Annotated in this window: 21 protein-coding genes; 3 read left to right on the top strand and 18 right to left on the bottom strand. The window is 70.1% G+C overall.

The features are described from left to right. Positions 1–79: 79 nt before the first annotated feature. Together CAL29_RS17525 and CAL29_RS17520 are read right to left on the bottom strand one after the other, a co-directional pair. Complete coding sequence (locus CAL29_RS17525; protein WP_094854361.1) at positions 80–2,746, bottom strand: penicillin-binding protein 1A; 2,667 nt, start codon at positions 2,744–2,746, stop codon at positions 80–82. Positions 2,747–2,971: 225 nt separating this feature from the next. Next, complete coding sequence (locus tag CAL29_RS17520) at positions 2,972–3,787, bottom strand: AraC family transcriptional regulator (RefSeq protein WP_094854360.1); 816 nt, start codon at positions 3,785–3,787, stop codon at positions 2,972–2,974. A 156-nt stretch (positions 3,788–3,943) separates the two neighbouring features. On the opposite strand from CAL29_RS17520, the gene CAL29_RS17515 reads away from it, so the two are divergent. After that, entirely contained in the window at positions 3,944–5,203 is a 1,260-nt protein-coding gene (locus CAL29_RS17515; RefSeq protein ID WP_094854359.1) for an MFS transporter, read from the top strand. 115 nt (positions 5,204–5,318) lie between these two features. Here CAL29_RS17515 and CAL29_RS17510 read toward each other — a convergent pair whose 3' ends face one another. Continuing rightward, positions 5,319–7,220 carry a S9 family peptidase gene (locus tag CAL29_RS17510; RefSeq protein ID WP_094856719.1) on the bottom strand — a complete coding sequence of 634 codons (1,902 nt, stop codon included), beginning with the start codon at positions 7,218–7,220 and terminating at the stop codon, positions 5,319–5,321. Between the two features lie 168 nt (positions 7,221–7,388). Here CAL29_RS17510 and CAL29_RS17505 point away from each other — a divergent pair, with 168 nt between their 5' ends. Further along, positions 7,389–7,823, top strand: coding sequence for a BPTD_2524 family lipoprotein (locus tag CAL29_RS17505; RefSeq protein ID WP_094854358.1), 435 nt, complete (start codon positions 7,389–7,391; stop codon positions 7,821–7,823). Positions 7,824–7,855: 32 nt separating this feature from the next. Here the strand turns inward: CAL29_RS17505 and CAL29_RS17500 are convergent, their stop codons facing one another. Then, on the bottom strand, positions 7,856–8,308 hold the full coding sequence (locus CAL29_RS17500; protein ID WP_094856718.1) for a PaaI family thioesterase: 453 nt from the start codon (positions 8,306–8,308) through the stop codon (positions 7,856–7,858). Positions 8,309–8,398: 90 nt separating this feature from the next. On the opposite strand from CAL29_RS17500, the gene dinB reads away from it, so the two are divergent. Then, complete coding sequence (gene dinB, locus CAL29_RS17495; protein WP_094854357.1) at positions 8,399–9,496, top strand: DNA polymerase IV; 1,098 nt, start codon at positions 8,399–8,401, stop codon at positions 9,494–9,496. A gap of 16 nt (positions 9,497–9,512) precedes the next feature. Here dinB and CAL29_RS17490 read toward each other — a convergent pair whose 3' ends face one another. The 14 genes from CAL29_RS17490 to CAL29_RS17425 form a co-directional block, all read right to left on the bottom strand. Continuing rightward, positions 9,513–9,977 (bottom strand): GatB/YqeY domain-containing protein, encoded by a 465-nt coding sequence (locus tag CAL29_RS17490; RefSeq protein WP_094854356.1) that lies wholly within the window; start codon positions 9,975–9,977, stop codon positions 9,513–9,515. A gap of 185 nt (positions 9,978–10,162) precedes the next feature. Further along, entirely contained in the window at positions 10,163–10,603 is a 441-nt protein-coding gene (locus tag CAL29_RS17485; RefSeq protein WP_094854355.1) for an excinuclease, read from the bottom strand. Between the two features lie 141 nt (positions 10,604–10,744). Next, positions 10,745–11,971, bottom strand: a complete 1,227-nt coding sequence (locus tag CAL29_RS17480; RefSeq protein ID WP_094854354.1) for a beta-ketoacyl-ACP synthase — start codon at positions 11,969–11,971, stop codon at positions 10,745–10,747. Next, positions 11,971–12,711 carry a 3-oxoacyl-ACP reductase FabG gene (fabG, locus tag CAL29_RS17475; protein ID WP_094854353.1) on the bottom strand — a complete coding sequence of 247 codons (741 nt, stop codon included), beginning with the start codon at positions 12,709–12,711 and terminating at the stop codon, positions 11,971–11,973. The genes CAL29_RS17480 and fabG overlap by 1 nt, the downstream gene beginning before the upstream one ends. Before the next feature lie 4 nt (positions 12,712–12,715). Then, entirely contained in the window at positions 12,716–13,270 is a 555-nt protein-coding gene (locus tag CAL29_RS17470) for a hotdog family protein (protein ID WP_256977542.1), read from the bottom strand. Continuing rightward, entirely contained in the window at positions 13,267–14,808 is a 1,542-nt protein-coding gene (locus CAL29_RS17465; protein ID WP_094854352.1) for a beta-ketoacyl-ACP synthase, read from the bottom strand. The genes CAL29_RS17470 and CAL29_RS17465 overlap by 4 nt, the downstream gene beginning before the upstream one ends. Further along, positions 14,805–15,344 carry a hypothetical protein gene (locus tag CAL29_RS17460; RefSeq protein WP_094854351.1) on the bottom strand — a complete coding sequence of 180 codons (540 nt, stop codon included), beginning with the start codon at positions 15,342–15,344 and terminating at the stop codon, positions 14,805–14,807. Before CAL29_RS17460 ends, CAL29_RS17465 begins: the two co-directional genes overlap by 4 nt. Positions 15,345–15,522: 178 nt before the next feature. Further along, entirely contained in the window at positions 15,523–16,839 is a 1,317-nt protein-coding gene (locus CAL29_RS17455) for an NAD(P)/FAD-dependent oxidoreductase (RefSeq protein ID WP_094854350.1), read from the bottom strand. 18 nt (positions 16,840–16,857) lie between these two features. After that, positions 16,858–19,233, bottom strand: a complete 2,376-nt coding sequence (locus CAL29_RS17450) for an MMPL family transporter (protein ID WP_094854349.1) — start codon at positions 19,231–19,233, stop codon at positions 16,858–16,860. Then, on the bottom strand, positions 19,208–19,822 hold the full coding sequence (locus CAL29_RS17445; protein ID WP_094854348.1) for an outer membrane lipoprotein carrier protein LolA: 615 nt from the start codon (positions 19,820–19,822) through the stop codon (positions 19,208–19,210). Before CAL29_RS17445 ends, CAL29_RS17450 begins: the two co-directional genes overlap by 26 nt. Further along, entirely contained in the window at positions 19,819–20,262 is a 444-nt protein-coding gene (locus CAL29_RS17440) for an acyl-CoA thioesterase (protein ID WP_094854347.1), read from the bottom strand. The genes CAL29_RS17445 and CAL29_RS17440 overlap by 4 nt, the downstream gene beginning before the upstream one ends. After that, positions 20,255–21,226: an LpxL/LpxP family acyltransferase gene (locus tag CAL29_RS17435; protein WP_143277692.1), complete on the bottom strand. Its 972-nt coding sequence runs from the start codon at positions 21,224–21,226 to the stop codon at positions 20,255–20,257. Before CAL29_RS17435 ends, CAL29_RS17440 begins: the two co-directional genes overlap by 8 nt. Continuing rightward, on the bottom strand, positions 21,223–21,966 hold the full coding sequence (locus CAL29_RS17430) for a glycosyltransferase family 2 protein (RefSeq protein WP_094854346.1): 744 nt from the start codon (positions 21,964–21,966) through the stop codon (positions 21,223–21,225). The genes CAL29_RS17435 and CAL29_RS17430 overlap by 4 nt, the downstream gene beginning before the upstream one ends. Beyond that, positions 21,959–23,779 carry an AMP-binding protein gene (locus tag CAL29_RS17425; protein WP_094856715.1) on the bottom strand — a complete coding sequence of 607 codons (1,821 nt, stop codon included), beginning with the start codon at positions 23,777–23,779 and terminating at the stop codon, positions 21,959–21,961. Before CAL29_RS17425 ends, CAL29_RS17430 begins: the two co-directional genes overlap by 8 nt. Between the last annotated feature and the right edge of the window lie 31 nt (positions 23,780–23,810).

Below are 23,810 nucleotides of genomic sequence, written 5' to 3'. Positions count from 1 at the left end.
AGCCGGCAAGGGCTGAACGAAGCCAAGGGGTGAACCCTGTCGCCGGCCTGCCGCGTTTCCGGGCCGGCCGGCGACGGCTTCAATGTATCGCCATGGCCACCGGCGAACTGCCCGGTCCGGCGTCCACGCGCGGGACGGGAATCGGCGGGAAGAAGGGCTGCTGTTGCTGCGCCGCCGGCTGGCCGGCCGGGGCATTGCCGGCCGGCGCCGCGGCGGGCACGGCCAGGGGGCGTTCGCGGATGGCGTCGCCGGCCTGCGGCACGGGAATGGGCAGGCTCTGGACGCCCGAGGGCGGGGCCGGGACGGCGCCGGACGGCGCGCCCGGCTGCGAGGCGGGCGGCGGCGGGGGCGGCGGATTCAGCATGGGCATGCCGCCCGTGCCGCCACGATTCAGGAAGTCGCCCAGCGGATCCTCGGTGGGCAGGTCCAGCGACGCCACCGCCTGGCCCGGCGGAAACTCGGACAGGTAGTATTCGCCGTTGTCGACCAGCAGGCCTTGCGGCTGCGGGCGCGGCTTGGCCTCGGGCACGCCCTTGAGCGCCGTCTGCATGTATTGCAGCCATGCCGACAGCGTCAGGCCGGCGCCGAATTCGTTGGAGCCGAGCGAACGCGGCTGGTCGAAGCCCATCCACACGGTGGTTGCCAGGGCCGGCGTGTAGCCGGAGAACCAGACGTCGACCGAGTCGTTGGTGGTGCCGGTCTTGCCGCCCACGTCGCTGCGCTTGAGGACCTGGTGGGCGCGCGCCGCGGTGCCGTAGGTGGCCACGCCCTTGAGCATGTCGTCCATGATCCAGGCCACGCGCGGATCGACGGCGCGCAGGCTTTCGCCGCCGGCCTTCTGCGGTTGCGCCTGCATCAGCACCTTGCCGTCGCCGTCGGTGACCTTGTCGATCAGGTAGGGCGTGACGCGATAGCCGCCGTTGGCCCACACCGAATAGGCGTTGACCACTTGCAGCGGCGTGGCCGACCCCGCGCCCAGGGCGATGGGCAGCACCGCGGGCCAGCGCGCCCGGTCGAAGCCGAAGCGGGTCAGGAAGTCCTGTCCGTAGGCCGGCGTGATGGCCTGCAGGATGCGGATCGAGACCATGTTCTTGGACTTGTACAGGGCCTGCCGCATGGTCAGCATGGGCTCGTAGGCATTGCCGTCGTTCTTGGGATTCCAGGCCTTGGAGCCGGTCTGCTCGGCCGTCAGCGCGAAGGGCAGGTCGGAGATCTGCGTGGCCGGCGTGAGGCCGCGCTGCAGCGCCGCCGAATAGATGAAGGGCTTGATGTTGGAGCCGGGCTGGCGCCAGGCCTGCACGGCCCGGTTGAAGTTGCCGCGGTTGAAATCGAAGCCGCCGATCATGGCGCGGATGGCGCCGTCCTCCGGCACCATGGACACCAGCGCGGCCTGCAGCGCCGGCATGTTGATGACTTCCCAGGCGTCGCCGTTCTTGTGCACGTAGACTACCGAGCCGCGCTGGATGCGGACGTCGTCCTTGGCCTTGGGGCCGAGCGCGCGCGCCACCACCGACAGGGCTTTCTTGTCGTCGATGGTGATGATGTCGTGGCCGCCGCGCGCCACCTTGATGGCGGTGGGGCTGGCTTGCAGCACGACGCCGGCGTAGAGGTCGTCGCTGTCGGGGTATTTTTCCTGCAGGCCGTCCAGCAGGTCGTCCAGCGCCTGCGGATCGTTTTCGATGTCGTCGGGCAGGTCGATGTTGTCCTCGGGGCCGGGATAGGCCGCGCGGCGGGTGTAGTCCAGCACGCCGGCGCGCACCGACTTGTAGGCCGCTTCCTGGTCCTTGGAATCGATGGTGGTGTAGACGTTGATGCCGCGCGAGTAGGTCTGGTCGCCGAAGATGTTGTACATGGCCTGGCGCACGAGTTCGGCGGGGTATTCGCCGTGCACGCGGAAGGCGTTGCCGCCGCCGCTTTCCGGGCCGGAACGCACGGCCAGCGGCTGCGCCATGGCGGCCTGGTAGCCGGCCTCGTCCAGCCAGCCCAGCGCGCGCATGCGGCCCAGCACGTAGTGCTGGCGGATCTGCGCGCGGGGCAGGTTGGTGATGGGGTTGTAGCGCGACGGCGCCTTGGGGATGCCGGCCAGCAGCGCGGCCTCGGCCGGGGTGACCTGCGACAGCTCCTTGCCCAGGTAGGTGCGCGCGGCGGCGGCGAAGCCGTAGGCGCGGTGACCCAGGTAGATCTGGTTCATGTACAGCTCCAGGATCTGGTCCTTGGTGAGCGTCGACTCGATCTTGAAGGTCAGCAGCAGTTCGTAGAACTTGCGCGAATAGGTCTTTTCCGAGGACAGGTAGAAGTTGCGCGCCACCTGCATGGTGATGGTGCTGGCGCCCTGGCTCTTGGCGCCGCGCAGGACGTTGGCCAGCATGGCGCGCACCACGCCGCTCCAGTCCACGCCGCCGTGCTGGTAGAAGTGGTCGTCCTCGGCGGCCAGGACGGCGTGCCGCATGACCTCGGGGATTTCGTCGAAGCGCAGCACGTTGCGGTGTTCTTCGCCGAATTCGCCGATCAGCACCTTGTCGGCCGTGTAGACGCGCAGCGGCACGCGCGGCCGGTAGTCGGTCATGGCGTGCAGGTCGGGCAGGCTGGGCCACGCGAGGGCCACGGCCAGGGCCAGGGCGACCGCGCCGCATATGCCCGCGCCGACGGCGAGGACCGCGGCCTTGACGACGAAACGGCGCAGGAAGGAGGGGCGCCCCGGATTGCCGTCCGGGCGGGGGGTATTGGGAGGTGCGGCTTGGCTCATCGCAGGCGATTCTAGGGCAGTTGTCGATAGACCGCCCAGGGGCAATTAGGTTTCGGGTAACCAAACGCGCATTATCGCAGGTGAGGCTTGCGCGGGGATGAAGGCGCGGCGCGGGGCGCCGGGGGGAATGCCGGCGGCTGCCCCGCGGGGCTGGATACAGCCTGATTCAAATGTTGGGATCGGTTCCCGGGGGAGTGTTGCCGCCGCGCCGCGCGGAGGGCGCCCCTATTCGCTCTCGGAACGCCCCGCCAGCAAATACAGGTTCGGCGGGCTCCCCATCGCCCGCCGGAACATCGCCGCGAAGGCGCTGGGGCTGCGGTAGCCCAGGTCGGCGGCGATGCGCGCCACCGGCTGGCCCAGGGCCAGGCGGCCGACGGCCTCGGCCAGGCGCACCTGCTGCACCCACTGGCGGTAGTTCAGCCCCAGCTCGGCCTGGAACAGGCGGATCAGGGTCCGGCCGCTGGCGCCCACCGCGTCGCCCCATTCGTGGACGGTGCGCGGGCTGCCCGGGTTCTGCAGGATGGCGCGGCAGACGGCCTGCAGGCGGCGGTCGGCGGGCCAGGGGATGCGGATGGGCAGCACCTTGGCGATGGCCAGCTCGGCGGGGATCAGGCCGGCGATCTGGCCGCAGCGGCCGTCCAGGGGATATTCGATGGGCTCGCGCGCCAGGGCCAGGACCAGTTCGCGCAGCAGGCCGGAGACCTCGATGACGCAGCATTCGGGCCACAGGCGGGCGGCGACCGTGCCGTCCAGGTACAGGGTGCGCATGGAGACGGGGCTGATCATGTCCACCGCGTGCTCCACCCCCGGCGGCACCCAGAGGGCGCGCAGCGCGGGCAGGGTCCATACCCCCTGCGCCGTGGTGACCCGCATGACGCCCTCGGCGGCGTAGATCAACTGCGCCCGCGCATGGGCGTGCGGGCCGGTATTGGAATGCGCGTCGAAATCCTTGGCCATGGCGGTGACCGGGCGGGGCACGCGCTGGTAGTCCTCGGCATCGATGCTGCGCCAGGGCGCATGGGCGGGGGGATGGGCTGGCATGGTGCACAGTGTCACTTATTCGACGAAAGTTGTCACTCGGCCGCGTGTTGACGTGATTACACTGTCGTGACGGCCGTGCTGCGCCTGGCAGACCGGCCGGTCCCGCGCCGGTCCGTGGCGCGCGGCCCTCCTTTCCAGGCTACTGCCCGTCCCATAATGACTACTTCCATCGAGACACCCATCGTGGCGGCCACGCCGCCGGTCGCGACCGCGGCGCCCGCCGTGTCGCTGCCCAAGGACAACACGGCTTTCAAGGTGCTGGGCGCGATCAGCGTGGCGCATCTGATGAACGACATGATCCAGTCGATCCTGTTGGCCATCTATCCCATGCTCAAGGCGTCGTTCCAGCTCAGCTTCAGCCAGATCGGCCTGATCACGCTGACCTACCAGATCGCGGCGTCGCTGCTCCAGCCTTGCATCGGGTTCTACACCGACAGGCGGCCGCTGCCGTATTCGCTGCCGGTCGGGATGGGGTTCACGCTGGTGGGGCTGCTGCTGCTGTCGGTGGCGCCGTCCTATCCCTTCCTGCTGGTGGCGGCGGTGCTGGTGGGCACGGGATCGTCGATCTTCCATCCCGAGTCCTCCCGCGTGGCGCGCATGGCGTCCGGCGGCCAGCACGGCCTGGCGCAGTCGCTGTTCCAGGTGGGCGGGAACGTGGGCTCGTCGCTGGGGCCGCTGCTGGCGGCGCTGCTGATCATTCCGCACGGGCAGGGCAGCGTGGCGTGGTTTTCGCTGGCCGCGCTGTTCGGCATCATGGTGCTGATCGGCATCAGCCGCTGGTATGCGGCGAACCGCTGGCGGCTCAAGCCCAAGCAGCGCCGCGAGACCGACGGGCCGCTGCTGGACCGGCGCCAGGTGGGCATGGCGCTGGGCGTGCTGGCCCTGTTGGTGTTCTCCAAGTACTTCTACCTGTCCAGCCTGAACAGCTATTTCACGTTCTACCTGATGGACAAGTTCCATCTGCCGGTGCGCTCGGCGCAGCTCTACCTGTTCGTGTTCCTGGCCGCCGTGGCCATCGGCACGGTGGTGGGCGGGCCGGTGGGCGACCGCATCGGGCGCAAGACGGTGATCTGGGTGTCCATCCTGGGCGTGGCGCCGTTCACGCTGGCGCTGCCCTATGCCAACCTGTTCTGGACGGCGGTGCTGGTGGCGATCATCGGGCTGGTGCTGGCCTCGGCGTTCTCCGCCATCGTGGTGTTCGCGCAGGAACTGGTGCCGGGCAAGGTGGGGACCATCGCGGGGCTGTTCTTCGGCCTGTCGTTCGGCCTGGGCGGCGTGGGCGCGGCGGTGCTGGGGAACCTGGCCGACGCGACCAGCATCGGCTTCGTCTACAAGGTCTGCTCCTTCCTGCCCTTGCTGGGGATGGTGGCGGCCTTCCTGCCCGACATGGGCAAGCGGAAGAAAGCCGCCGCCTGAAGGGGTTGAAGGGGTTCGCCGATGGCGGCCCGGCCGCAAGAAGCCCAAATAAAAAACCGACCGCCCGGCTAAGGGGCGGTCGGTTTTTTTGCGGGTCTTTATTGCCCGGCCGGCATCAGGGCTTGAGGTGTTGGTTGAAGAATTTTTCCATGGCGGCGTAGAACTCGAATTTGTTCTCGTCGTTATGGAAGCCGTGGCCTTCGTTGTCCTTCACCATGTACTCGACCTCGACGCCCCGCTTGCGCAGGGCTTCGACGACCTGGTCGCTTTCCGCCTTGTTGACGCGCGGGTCCTTGGCGCCCTGGGCGATGAACAGCGGCGTCTTGATGCGGTCGACGTGCAGCGCGGGCGAGGTGGCGGCCAGGCGCTCCTTGTCCTTCACCGGATCGCCGACCATGTCGTGCATCTTGGCCAGCAGCGGCTTCCAGTAGGGCGGGATGGTGTTCATGAAGGTGAACAGGTTGGACACCCCCACGTAGTCCACCGCGGCCGCGTAGAGATCGGGCGTGAAGGTGACGCCGGCCAGGGTGGCGTAGCCGCCATAGCTGCCGCCGTAGATGCCGATGCGCTTGGGATCGGCGATGCCTTCCTTGATCAGCCACTGCACGCCGTCGGTGATGTCGTCCTGCATGGACAGGCCCCACTGGCCGAAGCCGGCTTCCCAGAACTTGCGGCCGTAGCCGGTCGAACCGCGGAAATTGATCTGCAGCACGCAGAAGCCGCGGTTGGCCAGGAACTGGACTTCGGGGTTGTAGCCCCAACTGTCGCGCGCCCACGGGCCGCCATGCGGGTTCACGATGCACGCCAGGTTCTTGGCGGGACGGCCCTTGGGCACCGTCAGGTAGCCATGGATGGCCAGCCCGTCGCGGCTCTGGAAGGAGATCGGCCGCATTTCCGCCATGTCGGCTTCCGGCAGGGCGGGGTTGATGTCCCCCAGCTTGGTCAGCGTGTCGGCCTTGACGTCGTACAGGTAGCGCGAGCCCGGCGTGCGGTCGTTGTAGGCGGCGACGATGAACTTGTCCTCGTCGCGCGTCTCGCCCTGGATGGTGAACTCGTAGCCGGGCAGGCGCGCGGCCAGCTTGCCGTACAGCGTCTCGGTCTGGGCGTCGAAGTACTTGCGGTGCGTCTTGTCGGTCTGGTAGACGGCGGCGGTCAGCACCTTGCGCTTGCGCGAATAGCCCACGCCGCCCAGGTCGGCGTCCTTCGGATCGAACAGCAGCTTCTCGGCGTCGGGATGGGCGGGATCGATCTCGACCAGCGCCAGCGTGTCGCGCCCGCGGTTGCTCAGGGCGTACAGGCGCTTGTCGTCGAAGGTGAACAGCGCCGGACTGACGCTGGTGCGGTAGTCGGTGGTGACGAGCGGCCGGAACGGATCGCTTTCCTTGTCCCGGTACAGCAGCGTGGTGTTCAGTCCGTCGCTGGTGACGGCGGCGCGCACCTTGCCGGCATGGTCGGTCTGCCAGCCGACGACGTTGCCGGGGTTTTCCGCCACGCGCTCGGAGGCGCCGGTGCGCACGTTGACGCGGTAGACGTCGAAGACCTGCGGGTCGCGCTGGTTGTGGCTGACCAGGATGTGGTCGGGATCGTCCTCGAGGTCGTCCTCGATGCCGGCGCGCACGTGTTCGTAGGGCGTCAGGTCGGTGACCTTGCCGTCGGCGACGTTGACCGCGAGGACGTGGAAATTCTCGTCGCCGCCGAAGTCCTTGGCGTAGAGGATGGTGTCCGAACCCTTCCAGAAATAGTTGCTGATGTCGCGCGCGCTTTCGTTGGTGAGCTTGCGCGGTTCGCCGACCGGGGTGGAGCCGTCGAGTTTCTGCACGAAGATGTTCATGCGGGCCGGCTGGCCGTCGACGCTGACGGGCTGCATGAAGCCGAGGGTCTTGCCGTCCTCGGCCAGGCGGAAATAGCCGCGGTCCGGGTTGCGGAAGAAATCCTTCAGCGGATATTGCCGGGGCGGTTGCGCGGCCGCGCCCGTGGCGGCGCCGATGAGTGTGGCGGCCAACAGGGACCGGGTCATGAATTTGAACAAGAGACTCTCCGGTGATGCGGGCGAACGGGTGCGCCCGCGGCGGGCCTTCGATCATGCCATAGGGGCGTCGGCAGTGTCGAATCCGCCCATGTGCCGGGGGCGGGGCTGAAGGCCGGCGCCGGATAGCGCATAATTGCGCCGTTTATCGGAGGTCTTATGTTGAGGATCATGGCGGTCGCCACGATGCTGGCCGCGGGTTTGGCCGGATGTTCCACGGGCATTACGCCCGGCCAGTCGCCCAGCGGCGACTACAAAGTCGAAGTCGGCTACCGGCAAGCCTATGAGGCGGCCCGGGTGCAGGCTGAACAATGCCTGACCGGCAACAACGCCTACCAGGTGCGGGGCGACGTGGACGACGCCGGCCACAAGGCCGTCTTGCGGGTGACGGCGCCGTTCTCGGACAGCGACGTCGCCCGGGTGGATATCGCCGGCATCGACGCCGGCCACAGCAACGTGCACATCGCCATGTGGGGCCGTTCGATCTGGAACGGGGATGCCGTGGTCGCGATGCGCGACGCCATCCGCTTCCGGGTGCCCGCCTGCGTGTCCTACATGCCCAGCGAAAGCAACAATCCGGTGCGCGCGCCGTAGTCGGGCAGCGGCGCGCCGGCGGGCGCGGGGCCTCAGTCGGTGCCGACCTTGCCGCTGCCGTCGGGGCGGGGACGGATCACCTTGAAGGTGGCCGACGCCTTGCAGACGCGCTGCCCCGCGGCGTCGTGGATGTCGCCCTCGCAGAAGGCGATGGACTTGCCCAGCTTGATGCAACGGCCCTCGATCACCAGGTCGCCGGTGGCCGGCGCCATGAAGCTGGTGGTCATGTCGATGGTCGCCATGCTGACGCCGCGTTCCAGCGAACCGCGCGCCGCGGCGCTGAGGGTGAAGTCCAGCACGCTCATCAGGGTGCCGCCGTGGACGTCGCCGCGGCTGTTGGTCAGCTCGACGCGCCAGGGCAGGCGGGTGCGCGCCAGGTTGGCTTCGATATGTTCGGGGACCAGGCCGAGGTATTCCATGAGGGGGATCTGGGCGCCGAAATAATCGACGGAAAACTGGGGGGCCGGGTCTCGCTTGGTTTCCATGATGCTCTTGGTCGATGAAAATGAGGCGCCATAATAGGCGTTTTTACGCCGCGTGGGCCACGGGGACGGCAGGACCGTCCAGCAGTTGAGATGCGCAAAATCGTACATGTCGATATGGACGCCTTCTATGCGTCGGTCGAACAACGCGACAATCCGGCCCTGAAGGGCCAGCCGGTGGTGGTGGCCTGGAAAGGACCGCGTTCGGTGGTGTGCGCGGCTTCCTACGAAGCGCGCCGCTACGGCGTGCACTCGGCCATGTCGGTGGCGCGCGCGCTGCGGCTGTGCCCGCAGGCGATCTATATTCCGCCGGCCTTCACCCGCTATCGCGACGTTTCGCGCCAGGTGCGGGAGATTTTCTCGCGCCATACCGACCTGATCGAGCCGCTGTCGCTCGACGAGGCCTATCTGGACGTCACCGAGAACAAGGGCGGGCTGGGCTCGGCCACCGAGGTGGCGCGCGCCATCCGGGCGCAGATCCGGGCCGAGACCGGGCTGACCGCCTCGGCGGGCGTGGCGCCGAACAAATTCCTGGCCAAGATCGCCTCGGACTGGAACAAGCCGGACGGCCTGTTCGTGCTGCGGCCGCGCGACGTCCTGGACTTTCTCACGCCGCTGCCGGTGCGCAAGGTGCCGGGCGTGGGCGCCGTGATGCAGGGCAAGCTGGAGCAGATGGGCATCCTGACGGTGGGCGACCTGTCCAACCGCAGCCTGGCCGAGCTGGAGCTGCGCTTCGGCCGCTACGGGCGGCGCCTGTACGAGCTGGCCCGCGGCGTCGACGAGCGGCCGGTGGAGCCCGACCAACTGGCCCAGCAGGTGTCGGCCGAGACCACCTTCGAGGACGACCGGCCGCTGTCCGACCTGGGCGAGACCATCGAAAAACTGGCCTTGCGCGTCTGGGAGCAGGCGATGCGCAAGCGGGGGCGGGGGTATACGGTGACGCTGAAGCTGAAGACGGACCGTTTCCGCCTGTTGACCCGCAGCATTACTTCGCCGGTGCTGCCCGCGTCGGCGCAGGCGCTGGCGGACATCGCGCGGCAGATGCGGGCGCGGGTGGAGTTGCCGGCCAGCACGCGTTACCGGCTGGTGGGCGTGGGCATGAGCAACTTCCCGGAGGCCGGCGACGAGGCCCTGGCCGGCCCGCGCCAGGCGGACTTGTTCGCGCAGGCGGGGGAATGGCCCGCGCAGTGACCCCGCGCAGTGACCTTTACCCGGCCAGCTTCGCCTTGACCTGCTGCGAGACGGCGGCCAGGTCGGCCTTGCCCGCCAGCGCGGGTTTCAGGATGGCCATGATCTTGCCCATGGCCGGGGCGCCGGTCACGCCGCTGGCGGCGACTTCGGCGACGGCGGCCTCGACGGCGGCGTCGATCTCGGCCTGCGAGGCGGCCTTGGGCAGGAATTCCTGCAGCACGGCCAATTCGGCCTTTTCCTGGTTCGCCGTTTCCGTGCGGCCGGCCTGTTCGAAGGCGGCGATCGATTCACGGCGCTGCTTCACCTGTTTCTCGATGATGGCGGTGACCTCGGCGTCGCCGAGATCGCGCCGCTCGTCGACTTCCTTCTGCTTGACCGCCGCGAGCAGGAAGCGCAGCGTGGCGAGACGGGCCGAGTCCTTGGCGCGCATGGCGTCCTTGACCTGGGCCGAAATGGTGTCTTTGAGCGTCGATGTGCTCATGATGGAACCTTATAAAAAAGAAGAACCGCACGCGGCGCGGCTGCCCCCCACGGGGGCATTTTCGCCTTGAGGCGGCCCGGCGGCAAGAAAGAAGCAAAGCCCATCGAAGGCACCGCGGAGCCGGGTCTCCCGGTCCGCTGGTGTCGCCCCCTTGAGGGGGCCGCACGCCGTGCGGTAGGGGGGGCCTACTTCACTACCGCCAGGTCGCCCTTGAGGGCGACGCCCGCGACCACGGCGCCGGCATGGCATTCGTACTGGGTGGCGCTCTGGTTCACGTTCTTCTTGTAGTAGCTGACGATGTTGACCACCGCGTTGGCGCCGACCTTCTTGGCGGCTTCCTGCAGGCTGATCAGGGCCGACATGGCCGCCCACGAGCAGGCCGTCTCGTCGCTCTTGCCGAAGGCGTTGGTCTTGCGGTTCGTCACCACGTTGGCCTGCAGGACCTTGCCCTTGGGGCCGGTGCCGGCCAGGTAGAACTTGACGCTGCCGTCCAGCTTGCCGTCGGCCTTGCCGGCATCGACGGCGGCCTGGAAGGAGTTCATCGACATGCGGTCGGCGGCCTGGGCCCCGGCGACGCAGGCGAGGGAGAGGGTCAGGCCGACCAGCGTTTTGGAAATCTTATGCATCAAGCACTCCTGTTGGATGAAAAACGTTCGAGTTGGATGAGAGGATTGCCTTGCCAGAACAGGTACCGCGAAAGACGCGCTACCGAAAAACAGGTAAACAGGTAAATAAGTAAACAGGTAAACAGGCCAGGTAAACAGGCGCTACGGCCAGCGGCGGAACACCAGCGAGGTGTTGACGCCGCCGAAGGCGAAATTGTTGTTCATCGCGTATTCGCCGGAAAGACGCCGGCCGCCGCCGGTGATGTAGTCCAGGTCGCCGCAGCGCGGATCGACCTGGTTCAGGTTCAGGGTGGGCGCGTACCAGTCGTTGCGCATCATTTCGATGGTGAACCAGGATTCCAGCGCGCCGCAGGCGCCCAGCGTATGGCCCAGGTAGCTTTTCTGCGAGCTGATCGCCATGCCGCTGCCGAACACGGCTTGCGTGGCCTGGGTCTCGGCGATGTCGCCCTGCTCGGTGGCCGTGCCGTGGCCGTTGACGTAGCCGACGGCCGACGCCGGCAGGCCGGCGTCGGCCAGCGCCATTTCCATGGCGATCTGCATGGTTGCCGCTTCCGGGCGGGTGATGTGGGTGCCGTCCGAGTTGCTGCCGAAGCCGACGATTTCCGCATGGATGCGCGCGCCGCGGGCCTGGGCGTGCTCCAGCGATTCGAGCACCAGCATGCCGGCGCCTTCGCCGATCACCAGGCCGTCGCGGGTGGCGTCGTAGGGGCGCGGCGTCAGTTCCGGCGTGTCGTTGCGCTGGCTGGTGGCGTACAGCGCGTCGAAGACGATGGCTTCGCTGGGACACAATTCCTCCGCGCCGCCGGCCAGCATCATCTGCTGGCGGCCGTAGCGGATGGCCTCGTAGGCGTAGCCTATGCCCTGGCTGCCCGAGGTGCAGGCGCTGGAGGTGGGAATGATGCGACCCTTCAGGCCGAAGAAAATGCCGATGTTGGCGGCCGTGGTGTGCGGCATCATGCGCACGTAGGAGTTGGCGTTGAGATCGTCGGTGACGCCGTTGAGCAGCATGTTGCCGAAGGCCATGACGTCGGCCGTGCTGCCGGTGGACGAGCCGCAGGCCACGCCCATGCGGCCGTCGGCGATGCCGGGATCGCCCAGCAGGCCGGCGTCGTCCAGGGCCATTTCGGCGGCATTGACCGCCAGTTGCGAGACGCGGCCCATGCTGCGCAACTGCTTGCGGGTCCAGTGCGACGGCGGCGCGTATTCCGGCAGCGGGCCGGCCAGGCGCGTGTTGAGTTCCTTGTAGACGTCCCAGTCGGACATGGTGCGGATGGCGTTGCGGCCGCTCTCGAAGGCCGCGCGCACGGTGTTCCAGTCGCGCCCCAGGGCGCTGATGCCGGCCATGCCGGTGACGACGACGCGATGCATCAGCACAGCCCTCCATTGACCGCCAGCACCTGGCGCGTGACGTAGGCCGCGGCCGGCGACATGAAGAACGCCACCGCCGCCGCGACTTCCTCCGGCTGCCCCATGCGCTGCGCCGGGATGGTCTTGAGGATTTCCTCGACCGGGACATGCTCGTCGATCATATCGGTTTCGATCAGGCCCGGCGCCACGCAGTTGACCGTGATGCGGCGCTTGGCCAGCTCCACCGCCAGCGCCTTGGCCGCGCCGATCAGGCCGGCCTTGGAGGCGCTGTAGTTCACCTGGCCGCGGTTGCCCACCAGGCCGGACACCGACGTCATGCAGACGATGCGGCTCGGCGCGCGCCGCCGCACCATGGGCATGACCAGCGGGTTGAGCACGTTGTAGAAGCCGTCCAGGTTGGTGCGCAGCACCCGGTCCCAGTCCTCGCCGCTCAGGGCGGGGAAGGCGGCGTCGCGCGTGAGGCCGGCGTTGAGCACCACGCCGTAGGGCGCGCCGTGCGCCTCGACCTCGGCGTTCAGCGCGGCCGCGGCGGCGGCGCGGTCGGCGACGTCGAACTGGAGGACGCGGCAGTCGCGGCCCAGGGCCAGGATGTCGGCGCGCACGGCGTCGGCGTCCTCGCGGCGGGCGCGGCAATGCAGGATGATGTCGTGGCCGGCGCGCGCCAGCGTCATGGCGATGGCGCGGCCGATGCCGCGGCTGGATCCCGTGACCAGGATGGTGTCGGAAAGCGGTGAGGTCATGGGTTCAGGCATGGTCCGCGGGGGACGGTTCGTGGATGAAGGCGCCGGCGTCCGGCGGGCGATAGACGTTCAGGCGGGCCTCGGCCAGGCATTCGTCGCCGCGCTGGATCCGGCAGGCGAAGACGCCCATGCCCGCCGCGTCCTGGAAGGAGCGTTCGACGGCGATGGTCAACTGCATGCCCACGGTGAAGGCGGGCACGCGGCAGTCGTAGCGGCGGGTGCCGAGCAGAAAGCCCAGCTTCATCGGCTCGCCGGCGCGGCGCGCGTGGCAGCCGGCCCAGGCGCCGATCGCCTGCGCCATCAGCTCCAGGCCCAGCCAGGGCGGCAGGTTGCCGGCGGCGTCGCCATAGGCGGCGTGGGGACGCACGGTGGCGCGGGCGAGCAGCGTGTCTTCGTCGCAGGCCAGCACGGCGTCCAGCAGGATGGCCGCGCCGTCGTGCGGCAGCAGCTCGGCGACGGGCCAGTCGGCGACCGGCCAGGCGTCGGCGGCCGATTCCGCGGCGTCGGCATTCACGCCGGAGGCGTCCAGGAACGAGGCGAGATCGGCGCGGTCCGTCATGACGCGCCTCCCGTCGCGGCGGCACCGCCGGCGGCCGTGTTGCCGTCCGTGCGGGCGTCCGCCGTGACCGTGCTTCCCGTCGTGGCGCGCGTCGCGGCGATGTCGGCGTCGGCTTCGGCCAGGACCAGGCAGGCGTTGTTGCCGCCGAAGGCGAAGGAATTGCTCATGACGATGCGGGGGCGGCCGGCGGGCAGGCGCTGGCCGGGGGCGGTCAGGCGCAGCGCGGGCAGGGCGGGATCGGCGGCGCCGTCCCAGCGCTGCGGCGGCAGGCCGCCGTCCGCGGCCGGGTCGAGCACGCCCCAGCAGAGCGCGGCTTCCAGCGCGCCGGCGGCGGCCAGGGTATGGCCGGTCAGGGGCTTGGTCGCCGTGCAGGCCACGCCTTGCGGGAAGAGGGCGTCCACCGCGAGGCTTTCCATGGCGTCGTTGTGCGGCGTGCCGGTGCCGTGCAGATTGATCCAGCCGATGTCGGCCGCCGTGACGCCGGCGTCGCGCAAGGCGGTGTGCATGGCCAGCATCGCGCCCCTGCCGGTGGGATCGGGCGCCGACATGTGCCAGGCGTCCGAACTGCCGCCGCCGCCGAGCAGGCGGACCGCCGGGCCCCGCGGGCGTTCGCGCTGCATCAGGAACAGCGCGGCGGCCTCGCCGATGTTGATGCCGTCCCGATGGGCGGAGAAGGGATTGCTCAGGCCCGCGGCGATGGCCTCGATGGAGGCGAAGCCGTTGATGGTGAGCGGGCACAGCGTATCGACGCCGCCGCAGATCACGGCGTCGCAGAGGCCGGCGTCCAGCAGGCGCTTGGCCGACAACAGGGCGCGCGCGCCGGACGTGCAGGCCGTCGACAGGGTATAGGCGGGACCGGCGATGCCCAGCCAGTCGGCCAGCAGCGCGGCCGGCGCCGCCAGCGTCTGGCGGCGGTAGTCGTAGCCGGACGGCCAGGCGCCGTCCCGCGAGCGGGCGCGGAAGGCCCCGCTGGATTCGGCGATGCCGGAGGTGCTGGTGCCCAGCACGATGCCCACGCGCGCCGCGCCGTGCCGCGCGACGGCGGCGCGCAGCGTGTCGGCGATCTGCCCGGCGGCCGTCATCAGCAGGCGGTTGTTGCGACTGTGGTAGTGGTCGGGCGGCGGCTGGCCGTCGGCCAGCGTGGCGGGCAGTTCCGCCAAGTCGCCTGCGGCGGCGCCGACCACGATGGCGCGGTCGCGCAGCCAGCCTTCCTGCGCCAGCATGCCGCCGGTGTCGCCGCGCAGGGCCGCGGCATGGACCGCGTCCATGCCCTGTCCCAGCGCGCAGACGACGCCGGGGCGGCCCAGCCAGGCGGGGGAAGGCGCGGTCGCTGGAGCGACTTCCTCCCCCAGGGAGGATTCGCGCTTGGGGCGGCCCGGCGCGTGTATGGTTGTGCCCTCCTGTCGCTGCGCGACCTCCTCCCCAAGGGAGGATTCACGCTTGGGGCGGCCCGGCGCGTGTATGGTTGTGCCCTCCTGTCGCTGCGCGACTTCCTCCCCGAGGGAGGATTCGCGCTTGGGGCGGCCCGGCGCGCTCATGGCGTGTTCTTCAGCGGGGAGATCGCCAGCACGGTGCCGTCGGGCTGGCGGATGGAAAAGGTGTCGTCCGGCGCGTGCGCGGCCCAGGTCACCTGCCAGCGCGGCGAGCAATCCTGGTCCAGGACCCGGGTGCGGCCGCCCGCCGGCGTGGGCTGGCTGTGCCAGTCGCTGCCGGCGTAGGCGCCGGCGAGCGACTGCTCCGGCGTCCAGGCGAACAGGATGGCGGAGAACATGTCGCTGGCCTTGCCGTTGGGACGCATGAAGCCGTCGTTGCGCCATTTGCCGTCCTGCAGGATCTGGCGCGCGCGCGGCATGCCCAGGGGGTCGAACAGCGACCAGCGGGTCGCTCCCTGGCCTTCGTCCTGCACCGCCAGCATGGCGTCCTCGTCGGGCTGGCCCGGCGTGCTGATGTGCACCTGCACCCAGCGGGGCAGGTGCAGCTCGGCGGGCGCCACCGGCGCGGGCGGCGCCGAGGCGCAGCCCGCCAGCAGCGCGGCGGACAACACGGAGGCGAGGATGAGTCTGGCTTGGGTCATGGTCTGGACGTTATTTTGCCGTGTTCGGTTCGGCCAAGTTCGGTTTTGCGGTATCCGGGTCTGCTTTGTTCGGATTTGCCTTCGGGTTCTGCCTCGCCGGGTCATGCCCGATTCGGCGACTGGCCGACAGGCAGCGTGCCGGTTCCGTTCCCTTTATTCGGGTTTGCGTTCCCTGCGTTCAGGCCGCCTCGCCGCGGGTCCCCGCCACCGCCGTGCCGGGCTGGGCCATTCCCTGGGCCTGGCGCTGGCCCGACAGGCCGCCGCGGCAGACGTCGGCCAGCATGCGCAGGCGCCGCTCATGCTCGGCGACGAAGGGATTGGCCTCGTCCCAGGCATAGCCGGCGAGGATGGAGGAAATCATGGCGCGGATCTGCGGCTGGGCCTTCTCGAAGAAAACGACGTCGCGGAAGCTGCCCTCGTACCAGCCCTGGACGTAGGTGCGGAAGCATTGCACGCCGCGCATCAGCGGCGCGGCGAACTGCGCCTCCCAGTCCACCGTCTCGCCGCCCAACTGGCGGTGCAGGCATTCGGCGGCCAGCTTGGCGGAATGCATGGCGATGGTCACCCCCGACGAGAACACCGGGTCGAGGAATTCCGCCGCGTTGCCCAGCAGGGCCCAGCCCCGGCCGTGCAGGGACCGCACGCTGGCCGAATAGCCGCCTATCGTATTGGCCGGCGTGTCCCACACGGCGTTGGCCAGGGCGCGGCGCAGGTTGGGCGCGCCGTCGACCCAGCGGCGCAGGGCGCCCATCAGGTCGCCGTCGGCCGGCTGGATCTTCTCCTCCGCGCCCACCACGCCCAGCGAACAGCGGCCGTTGGAGAAGGGTATGGTCCAGAACCACACGTCCTCGTGCTCGGGATGGACGCTGATCAGGATCTTCTGGCGATCGAAACCGGCGGGGTCGATGCGGTCTTCGATATGGGTGAAGATGGCGCGGCGCGGGGGCAATTTGGTCGGCCGTTCCAGGTCCAGCAGGCGCGCCAGCACGCGGCCGTAGCCGCTGGCGTCCAGCACGAAGCGGGGGTTGATGCGGCGCGGCGCGGCGTCGGCGCCCGCCCGCAGGTCGCGCACTTCCAGCCACGGCTGGGGACCGTCGAAATCCGCCGCCACCACTTCATGCTCGTAATGCACCCGCACGCCCTGGCGCGCGGCCTCGTCGGCCAGCACCTGGTCGAAACGCGAGCGCAGGACCTGGAAGGTGGTGCCCGGGCCGGGCGAGAACTTCTCGCGGAAATCGAAGGCGGTGTAGCGGTCGCCCCAGGCGAACGCGGCGCCGTTCTTTTCCTGGAAACCGGCGGCGCGCACGGCGTCCATCATGCCGGCTTCCTCGACGAATTCGAGGCAGTGCGCCAACAGGCTTTCGCCGATGGAAAAGCGGGGGAAACGCTGGCGTTCGAAGATGGTGACCCGATGGCCGCGGCGCTGCAGCAGCGCCGCCGCGATGGCGCCAGCGGGGCCGGCTCCGATGACCACGATGTCGTGACGTTCCTGCATGACCGGGGTTTCTCTTTTTTAGCGTGTGGGAGGGTGGGGGAATTCGGGCGCGGGCCGCACCCAGGGCGCGAACAGCACGCTGAAGGCGACGCCCAGCGCCACGGCGATGCCGAAATTGGCGATGGCGGGCGTGCTGCTCAGGCCCAGCAGGCCGAAGGACACCAAGGTGGTCAGGGCCGCGAGCGTCACGCCGATCAGGCATGAGGCGGCGCCCGCCACCCGTTCGTACATGACGATGGCGTAGTCCAGGCCGATGGCCGAGACCAGCAGCAGGCCGAACAGGCTGAACAGGGTGAGCGGCTGGCCCAGGATGCCCAGCGCGCCCAGCGTGCAGGCCGAGGCGGCCAGCGGCACCGCCAACAGGCGCCAGGCCGCGCGCCGGCCCAGCGTGGCCCACAGCAGGCCGGCGGCGATCAGGTAGGACAGGAGTTTCAGTTCCGCGGCCTCCCAGCGGGTGCTGGCGAAGCTGCGGTTGAGGTCGCCCGTCTGGTCGACGTAGCTCACGCCCTCCAGCCCCTGCGCGGCGGCCGCCACGGCGCCGGCGTCGCGCAGCCCTTGCAGGCTGACGATGGCGGCGACCTGGCCGTCGTGTTCGCCCAGCCAGAGATCGCGCCGGCTCTCGCCCAGCGGGCCCGCCAGGGCGTCCGTCATCTTGACCGGCGGCAGGTCGATGAGGGCATCGACGTTGGCCAGCACGGTGGCGGCGGGCACGCCCACGGTGCCGAAGGATGGCGTCAGGCGGGCGCGCCAGGCGGGGTCGCGCATGCGGTCGCGCAACTGCTGCTGGGCCGCTTCCGGCGCCAGCAACTGGTTCAGCGAAAGATAGGAGGCCAGCGCGTGCTTCGCGACCAGGTCGTCGAGGTTGTGGCCGAGATCGGCCTGGCGCCGGTAGAGCGTGTCCAGGTCCGGCGCGCGGACCAGGAAATACTGGCTGGTGGGCATGATGCCGGTGATCTCGCCGATGCGCCTGGCCTGGTCCAGCAGCGAGGGCGGCAGGCTGACCCACAGGCGCAGGTCGTCCTGCACCCGCAGCTTCAGCAGGCCGCCGGCGCACACCAGCGCCACGCCCAGGGCCAGCCAGGGCAGCGTGCGGCGCGCGGACCAGGCCGACAGCGTGTCCAGCAGGCCCTGGGCCACGCGCGGCAGGCCCTTCCACGGCCGCGGCGCCCAGCCGCGCAGCCAGCGCGGCAGTTCGCAGACCGTGCAGGCGTAGGCGCCCACCAGGCCCGCGGCGGAGAACACGGCGGTCTGCGTCAGCGCCGGGAAGGGCGTGAACAGCAGGGCCAGGTAGCCCACCAGGGTGGCCGCCAGGATGATGCTCAGGCCCGGCAGCACCCGCCGCAGGGCGTCGCGCGCGGTCCAGTCGGGCAGGCCATAGCTCTTGCCCAGGTAGTGCAGGGGAAAGTCGACGGCGATGCCGATGAGGCTGGCGCCGATGACCAGGGTCAGGATGTGGACGCTGCCGAAGACCGCCGCGCAGGCGACCGCGCCGCACAGCAGGCCGGCCGCCACCGGCACGAAGGCCAGCAGCGCGCGCCAGCGGCGCAGGGCCAGCAGCAACAGCAGCACGATGCCCACGAGCGAGCCGCCGCCTATCCAGCCGCTTTCCGCCTGGGCCTGGGATTGGCCCGAGGCGGCGTACAGCGCGCCGCCGGTGGCGAGCAGTTCGCCGCCGTCCTTCGCCACGCCGGCGCGGCTTTCGGCGACCAGGGCGGCGATGGCGGTGGGGGCGCGTTGATCGAAGGCGTCGCCGCTGGTCTGGGCCCGCAGCAGGACCCAGTACTTGCCGTCCTGTTCGGTCAGCAGGGTGCCGCTGGCGAGATCGAAATGCAGCTTGCCGGGCGGCCGCAGGGATTTCTCCGCCAGGCGCGCCAGGCCCAGCAGGTCCTGGTCGGCGGGGACCAACCCGCCGACGGAGAAGGGATCGGCCAGCTCCCGCACCCGTTGCGCCGCGTAGGCCGCCGGATCGTTCATGAAGCGCGCGCGGTCGGCGCCGGAAATCAGGGAAAGGCGCTGCGTCGCCAACTGCTTGCGCACGGCGTCCAGGTCGACGTCGACGTCGACCTGGACGCTGGCGAACAGGCCGCTGTGGTTCCACAAGTGGCCCAGCCCGCGCGCCAGTTCGACCGCCCGTTCCCGCTCCGGCGCGCCGACCAGCGCCACCATCTGGCGGGTCAGCGGCTTCTGGATCTGGGCGTCGGCCTCGCGGCGCAGCGTGTCGCTGCTGGCATGGGGCAGCAGGTCGAGCAGGCTGGAGGACACCGGCAGGCCATGGCGGGACTGCCAGGCGCCCAGCAGCAGCACCAGCACCATGGCCACGCGGAATATCAGGGAAAGCAGGCGCTCGCGTTGGTTGGGCGCCTCGGTATCAAGGCGCGAAATCTCGGGTCTCATCGTCGTCCAGCTTGTTATCGGCGCGTGCGTTCTTCATCTCCATCACGGTGCGGTCGCCTTGCGTCTCGCGCAGTTCGATGCGGTCGACCAGCTTGCCGCCGTTGATGCGGATGTCCTGGAATATCTGTTTGAGCAGGGCGGACTTGGGCGTCATCACCAACTGCCAGTCGCCGGCCGAGCCGCTGACCTGCATGTCGAAGTTGTCCTGCAAGCCCCTGGTGTCGCCGGCCAGCACGGCCAGGAACAGGCGGGTTTCGCGGCCGGAGCCTATCTGCTGCGGCAGGGCCTGCCACTTTCCGCCATCGCCGCGCCGGTACATGCCCTCGGGCGTGATCAGCAGGTCCTGGAACAGCGGCACGCGCAGTTCCCAGAGCAGGCCGTGCTGCGCGGACAGCACGAAGACGCCATTGCTGGTGAGCGGCTGCGGCAGCGAGCGCAGGAATTTCTGTTGCACGAATTGGCCGCGCACGACGGGCGCGGCCTGCAATTGCTGTTGCAGGTCCTTCAGGTCGAAGGCCTGCGCGGGCAGCGCGGCGGCGCCCAGCAGCAGCGCGCCGCACGCGCCCAGATAACGCAGGAAACGCCTCATTGCGCCACCTTGCCCGTCTCGCGCAGCCGCCGCACGGCCGCGAGCAAGGGTTCGGGCGACGCCAACTGCATTTCGCGGCTGGCGATGGCGACGGCGACCTGGGTCGTGCTGGCCCGGGTCAGGCGGGTGCCGGTGGCGGCATCCGTAATCAGGTAATGGATCTTCAAACAATGCTCCCATTCCACCAGTTCGGCGCGGACGGACACGCGCTGTCCGAACAGGGCGGGGTTCACGTAACGGAGTTGCAGGTCGATGACCGGGAACACATACCCGGATTCGCGCATGGCGTCGTAACCGTAGCCGATGGCGTCCAGGAGTGCGCAACGGGCCTGCTCCAAATATTTCACATAGTGGCCGTGCCAGACGACGTTCATGGAATCGACGTCGAAGAACGGAACCGTCAAGGATATCTCGACGTTGTACACACCGCGCTTACGCATGGTCGCTCCAAAAAGGATAAAAGTTGAACCATTGTTGCGGCGCATCCGCGCATTCGCGCGCCAGGCGGTCGGCATAGCGTTGGGCGGCCTGGCCGATGGCCGCGTCGCGGCCGCCGCGCGACCAGGCGATGCCCTCGGTCAGGCGCTCCATGGCGATGCGGTAGCGGCCGCCGATCTTGGTGCAGAACAGCAGGTTGACGGGGCAGCGCAGCAGGCCGGCCAGCAGCCAGGGACCTTGGGGGAAGGGCGCCGGCGCGCCGAGGAAGTCGGCCGTCGCCACGCGCTGGCCGTGCACCGGCACGCGGTCGCCCGCGATGGCCAGCCATTCTCCCGCCTCGATGCGGCGATGCAGGTCCAGCATGGTGGCCGGGTCCAGTTCCGTGACCTGGTACAGGCGCAGGCGGCTGGCGCCATGGCGTTCCAGCAGGCGGTTGAAGGCCTGGGCGTGGCGGGTGTGGACCAGGACGTTGAGGGCCAGCGCGCCGCTGCGCTCGACCAGCGCGCGGCACACGTCCAGGTTGCCGATATGCGCGCAGACCAGGATCTGGCCGCGCCGGCCGTCCATTTGCGCGTGCAGGCCGTGGGGGTCGAGGACGGTGACGTCGGCGGCGGTCAGGCGGCCCTGCCAGACGTCGAGCTTGTCGAGCAGGGCGTCGGCGAAGGCCATGAACTGCCCGAACACCGGACGCCGCGCCGGCAGCGCCCCGGCCAGCCCGCGCGCCCGCAGGCGCTGCTGGTAGTCGGCGATGGCGCGCCGCGCGCGCGGCGCGAAGCAGAAGAAATACAGCACGATCAGCACGACCAGCGGCCGCACCGTGCGCCGGCCCAGGGTGCGCGCGGCCCAGGCGGTGAGGTTCAGCAGCGGCGACACCCCGCGTTCGCGCTGCGCGGCCCAGTGGCCGCGCCGGGGTTCGTTCCTGGCGTCGTCCCTGGCTTCGCCGCCGGTCTTGTGCTGGACGTTCACGGTTTGCGCCCCGCCAGGCGCCGAGCCAACAGTGAGGGCGCGCGCGGCAGCATGCCGAAGAACAGGCGGGCATGCATGCGGCTGATCAGGAGGTTGTCCCGCAGGCCCTGGAAATGCGAGACGCCGCCGGCCGGATAGGACACCCGCGTGGGCAGCCAGACCATGGGCACGCCGCGCCAGTGCAGGCGCACCAGGACGGCGATGTCGAAGTCCATGCGGTGGCCGGGATTGCAGCGCGCCAGCAGCGCCAGCGTGGGCGCCAGCGGGTAGACGCGGAAGCCGCACATGGCGTCGGGAATGGCGCCCGAGAGGGTATTGATCCAGACCCAGACGCGGGTCAGCCAGCGGCCGTAGCGGCGGCTGCGCGGCGCGTCGGCGCCATAGGCGGGGGCGCCGCAGACGACGGCGTCCGGATGCCGGCGGGCGGCGTCGAGGAAGGCGGGGATGTCGTCCAGCGCGTGCTGGCCGTCCGCGTCGACCTGCAGGGCGTGGCTGTAGCCGAGGGCGCCGGCGTGGCGCAGGCCGTCCTGGACGGCCTGGCCCTTGCCGCCGTTGACGGGGCGGCGCAGGAGTTGCGCCAGGCCTTCGCCGGCCAGTTCGTCCAGCGTGCGCGCGCAATCGGCCTGCGATCCGTCGTCGACCAGCACGCAGGGCAGGCCCGCCGCGCGCACGCGATCCACCACCGCCCGCACGGTGGCGGGGTGGTTGTAGACGGGGATCACGGCGCAGGGCTTAAACATCGTCGGAGCGGGCTTGCGTCAGGATACGCCCGGACGAGCAGGGCTGGCCGTCCTGGCGGTATTCGAAATACAGGCGTCCGCGCGCGGGCTCCCAGCGCAAGGACAGCTCGATGCGGTCGCCCGGTCGCACCAGGCGCTGGAATTTGAGCGCGTCGACGCCGCGGAAATCCAGCCCGGGAGACAGGTCGCGGCGGGCCAGGTCCATGGCCCAGTCGATTTGCGCCACGCCCGGCACCACCGGCGTGGCGGTGAAATGGCCGTCGAACTGGAGCAGGTCCAGGGGGACGTCCAGCGCGTAGCGGCGCGTCCCGGCCGTCGCAGCGGACTCCCCGCCGGCATTTTGCGGCGCGTGCTTGCCGTCCGCGCCGTCGTCCTGGCGCGCCGGGATTTCGCGCGGCCAGCGGGGCCGTTGCAGCGCGCGTTCGAAGTCGGCGCGCGGCAGCTTGCCCTGGGCGTTCCATGGCAGCTCGCGCACGAAGCGCCAATGGCGCGGCACCGCCAGCGCCTCCTGCGTGGGCGCGAGATGGGCGCGCAGCGCCTGGGACAGCGCGGCGCGGCCGCCGTTGCGCAGGGCGTGCACGCCTTGCGGCGTCAGCGCGACGAGCGCCGTCAGGCGCTTGGCGCCGGGCGCCAGGTCGATGCGCGCCTCGTGCACCCACGGGTGCGCCGACAGCGCCTGTTCGATGGCCGGCAGCGCGATGCGCTTTTCCTCGATCTTGACGATGCGGTCCAGGCGGCCCAGCAAGGCGAAGCCGTCTTCGGTCAGGCGCACGGCATCGCTGCTCTGGAACGGCCGGTCATCGTCCAGCCAGGGCGATCGCACCCACAGCGCCTGCTCGGCGTCGGCGCCGATCTCGGCGCCGGGCAGCGGACGCCAGGGCGTATCGCCCTGCCGCCAGGCGACCGCGCCGGTTTCCGAACTGCCGTAGATTTCGCAGGGACGGCAGCCCAGGTCGCGCGCCAGCTCATCGCTGACGTCGCCGGGCAGCGGGCCGCCGGAGGAAACGATCTGCCGCAGGCCGCCGCGCAGCGCGGCATGGTCCAGGCTGCTGCCCAGCCGCTTGAGCAGGGCCGGGCTGGCGATCCAGACGAAATCGGCGTGCGGCAGGCTGGCGTGTTGCAGGGCTTCGGGGTAGACCAGTTGGCGCCGTCCCAGGCTGCGGCCCGCGCACAGCGGCCACAGCAGGCGGAAGGGCAGGCCGTACATATGCTGCGCGCTGACGCTGCCCAGCACGCAGGCGGGTTGCCGCGACCAGTGCCACAGGGCTTCCAGCGCCTCGATCTCGGCCGCCAACTGGCGCCAGCTCTTGCGGATCTGCTTGGGCTGGCCGCTGGAGCCGGAGGTGCACAGGACGACCCTGCCCGCGTCCAGGTCCAGCAATCCGCCGGGCAGCGGCGTCGCGCCGGCCATCAGGTCTTCGATCGTATGCCGCGCGAGTCCGTCCGCGCCCGGGTAAGGAGGGGGCTTCGCGCCGGCCGGGCCTTCCGGCGGGCCGTCCGGCGCCGCGTCGTCGTCGGTCAGCCACAGGTCCAGGCCGGCGTCCTGCCGCGCCAGGGCGGCGCGGGTGGCCGCCCGGCCGTCCGGCGCCAGCACGGCGGCGGCGCCGGCGCGCCAGCAGGCCAGCAGAGCGATCGCCAGTTGAGCCGCGTCGTCGAACCACAAGCCGGCGCGGCGCACGCCGCGGGCTTGCAGGGCGCCCGCCAGCGCCAGGGCGCGGCGCGCCAGCGTGGCCCGGTCCAGCTCGGGACCATGGGCGACGAGGCGGTTGGCGGACGCGCCGTCCAGCAGCGCATGAAGGGGAATCCAGGCCATGTTCAGCAAGTACTCGTTTACTGTCTACTAT

Source organism: Bordetella genomosp. 10 (assembly GCF_002261225.1).
Taxonomy (GTDB): Bacteria; Pseudomonadota; Gammaproteobacteria; order Burkholderiales; family Burkholderiaceae_B; genus Bordetella_C.
Note: the sequence above shows the minus strand (reverse complement) of the source record. Positions and strands in the feature narration are given on the sequence as shown.

What these genes read in the sequence shown, in the direction of transcription:
- CAL29_RS17505 (WP_094854358.1), top strand. Translation starts at nt 7,389, where the DNA reads ATGTTGAGGATCATGGCGGTCGCCACGATGCTGGCCGCGGGTTTGGCC.
- CAL29_RS17440 (WP_094854347.1), bottom strand. Translation starts at nt 20,262, where the DNA reads ATGCGTAAGCGCGGTGTGTACAACGTCGAGATATCCTTGACGGTTCCG.
- fabG (WP_094854353.1), bottom strand. Translation starts at nt 12,711, where the DNA reads ATGACCTCACCGCTTTCCGACACCATCCTGGTCACGGGATCCAGCCGC.
- dinB (WP_094854357.1), top strand. Translation starts at nt 8,399, where the DNA reads ATGCGCAAAATCGTACATGTCGATATGGACGCCTTCTATGCGTCGGTC.
- CAL29_RS17520 (WP_094854360.1), bottom strand. Translation starts at nt 3,787, where the DNA reads ATGCCAGCCCATCCCCCCGCCCATGCGCCCTGGCGCAGCATCGATGCC.
- CAL29_RS17450 (WP_094854349.1), bottom strand. Translation starts at nt 19,233, where the DNA reads ATGAGACCCGAGATTTCGCGCCTTGATACCGAGGCGCCCAACCAACGC.
- CAL29_RS17460 (WP_094854351.1), bottom strand. Translation starts at nt 15,344, where the DNA reads ATGACCCAAGCCAGACTCATCCTCGCCTCCGTGTTGTCCGCCGCGCTG.
- CAL29_RS17425 (WP_094856715.1), bottom strand. Translation starts at nt 23,779, where the DNA reads ATGGCCTGGATTCCCCTTCATGCGCTGCTGGACGGCGCGTCCGCCAAC.
- CAL29_RS17465 (WP_094854352.1), bottom strand. Translation starts at nt 14,808, where the DNA reads ATGAGCGCGCCGGGCCGCCCCAAGCGCGAATCCTCCCTCGGGGAGGAA.
- CAL29_RS17470 (WP_256977542.1), bottom strand. Translation starts at nt 13,270, where the DNA reads ATGACGGACCGCGCCGATCTCGCCTCGTTCCTGGACGCCTCCGGCGTG.
- CAL29_RS17480 (WP_094854354.1), bottom strand. Translation starts at nt 11,971, where the DNA reads ATGCATCGCGTCGTCGTCACCGGCATGGCCGGCATCAGCGCCCTGGGG.
- CAL29_RS17430 (WP_094854346.1), bottom strand. Translation starts at nt 21,966, where the DNA reads ATGTTTAAGCCCTGCGCCGTGATCCCCGTCTACAACCACCCCGCCACC.
- CAL29_RS17510 (WP_094856719.1), bottom strand. Translation starts at nt 7,220, where the DNA reads ATGACCCGGTCCCTGTTGGCCGCCACACTCATCGGCGCCGCCACGGGC.
- CAL29_RS17525 (WP_094854361.1), bottom strand. Translation starts at nt 2,746, where the DNA reads ATGAGCCAAGCCGCACCTCCCAATACCCCCCGCCCGGACGGCAATCCG.
- CAL29_RS17485 (WP_094854355.1), bottom strand. Translation starts at nt 10,603, where the DNA reads ATGCATAAGATTTCCAAAACGCTGGTCGGCCTGACCCTCTCCCTCGCC.
- CAL29_RS17490 (WP_094854356.1), bottom strand. Translation starts at nt 9,977, where the DNA reads ATGAGCACATCGACGCTCAAAGACACCATTTCGGCCCAGGTCAAGGAC.
- CAL29_RS17500 (WP_094856718.1), bottom strand. Translation starts at nt 8,308, where the DNA reads ATGGAAACCAAGCGAGACCCGGCCCCCCAGTTTTCCGTCGATTATTTC.
- CAL29_RS17445 (WP_094854348.1), bottom strand. Translation starts at nt 19,822, where the DNA reads ATGAGGCGTTTCCTGCGTTATCTGGGCGCGTGCGGCGCGCTGCTGCTG.
- CAL29_RS17515 (WP_094854359.1), top strand. Translation starts at nt 3,944, where the DNA reads ATGACTACTTCCATCGAGACACCCATCGTGGCGGCCACGCCGCCGGTC.
- CAL29_RS17455 (WP_094854350.1), bottom strand. Translation starts at nt 16,839, where the DNA reads ATGCAGGAACGTCACGACATCGTGGTCATCGGAGCCGGCCCCGCTGGC.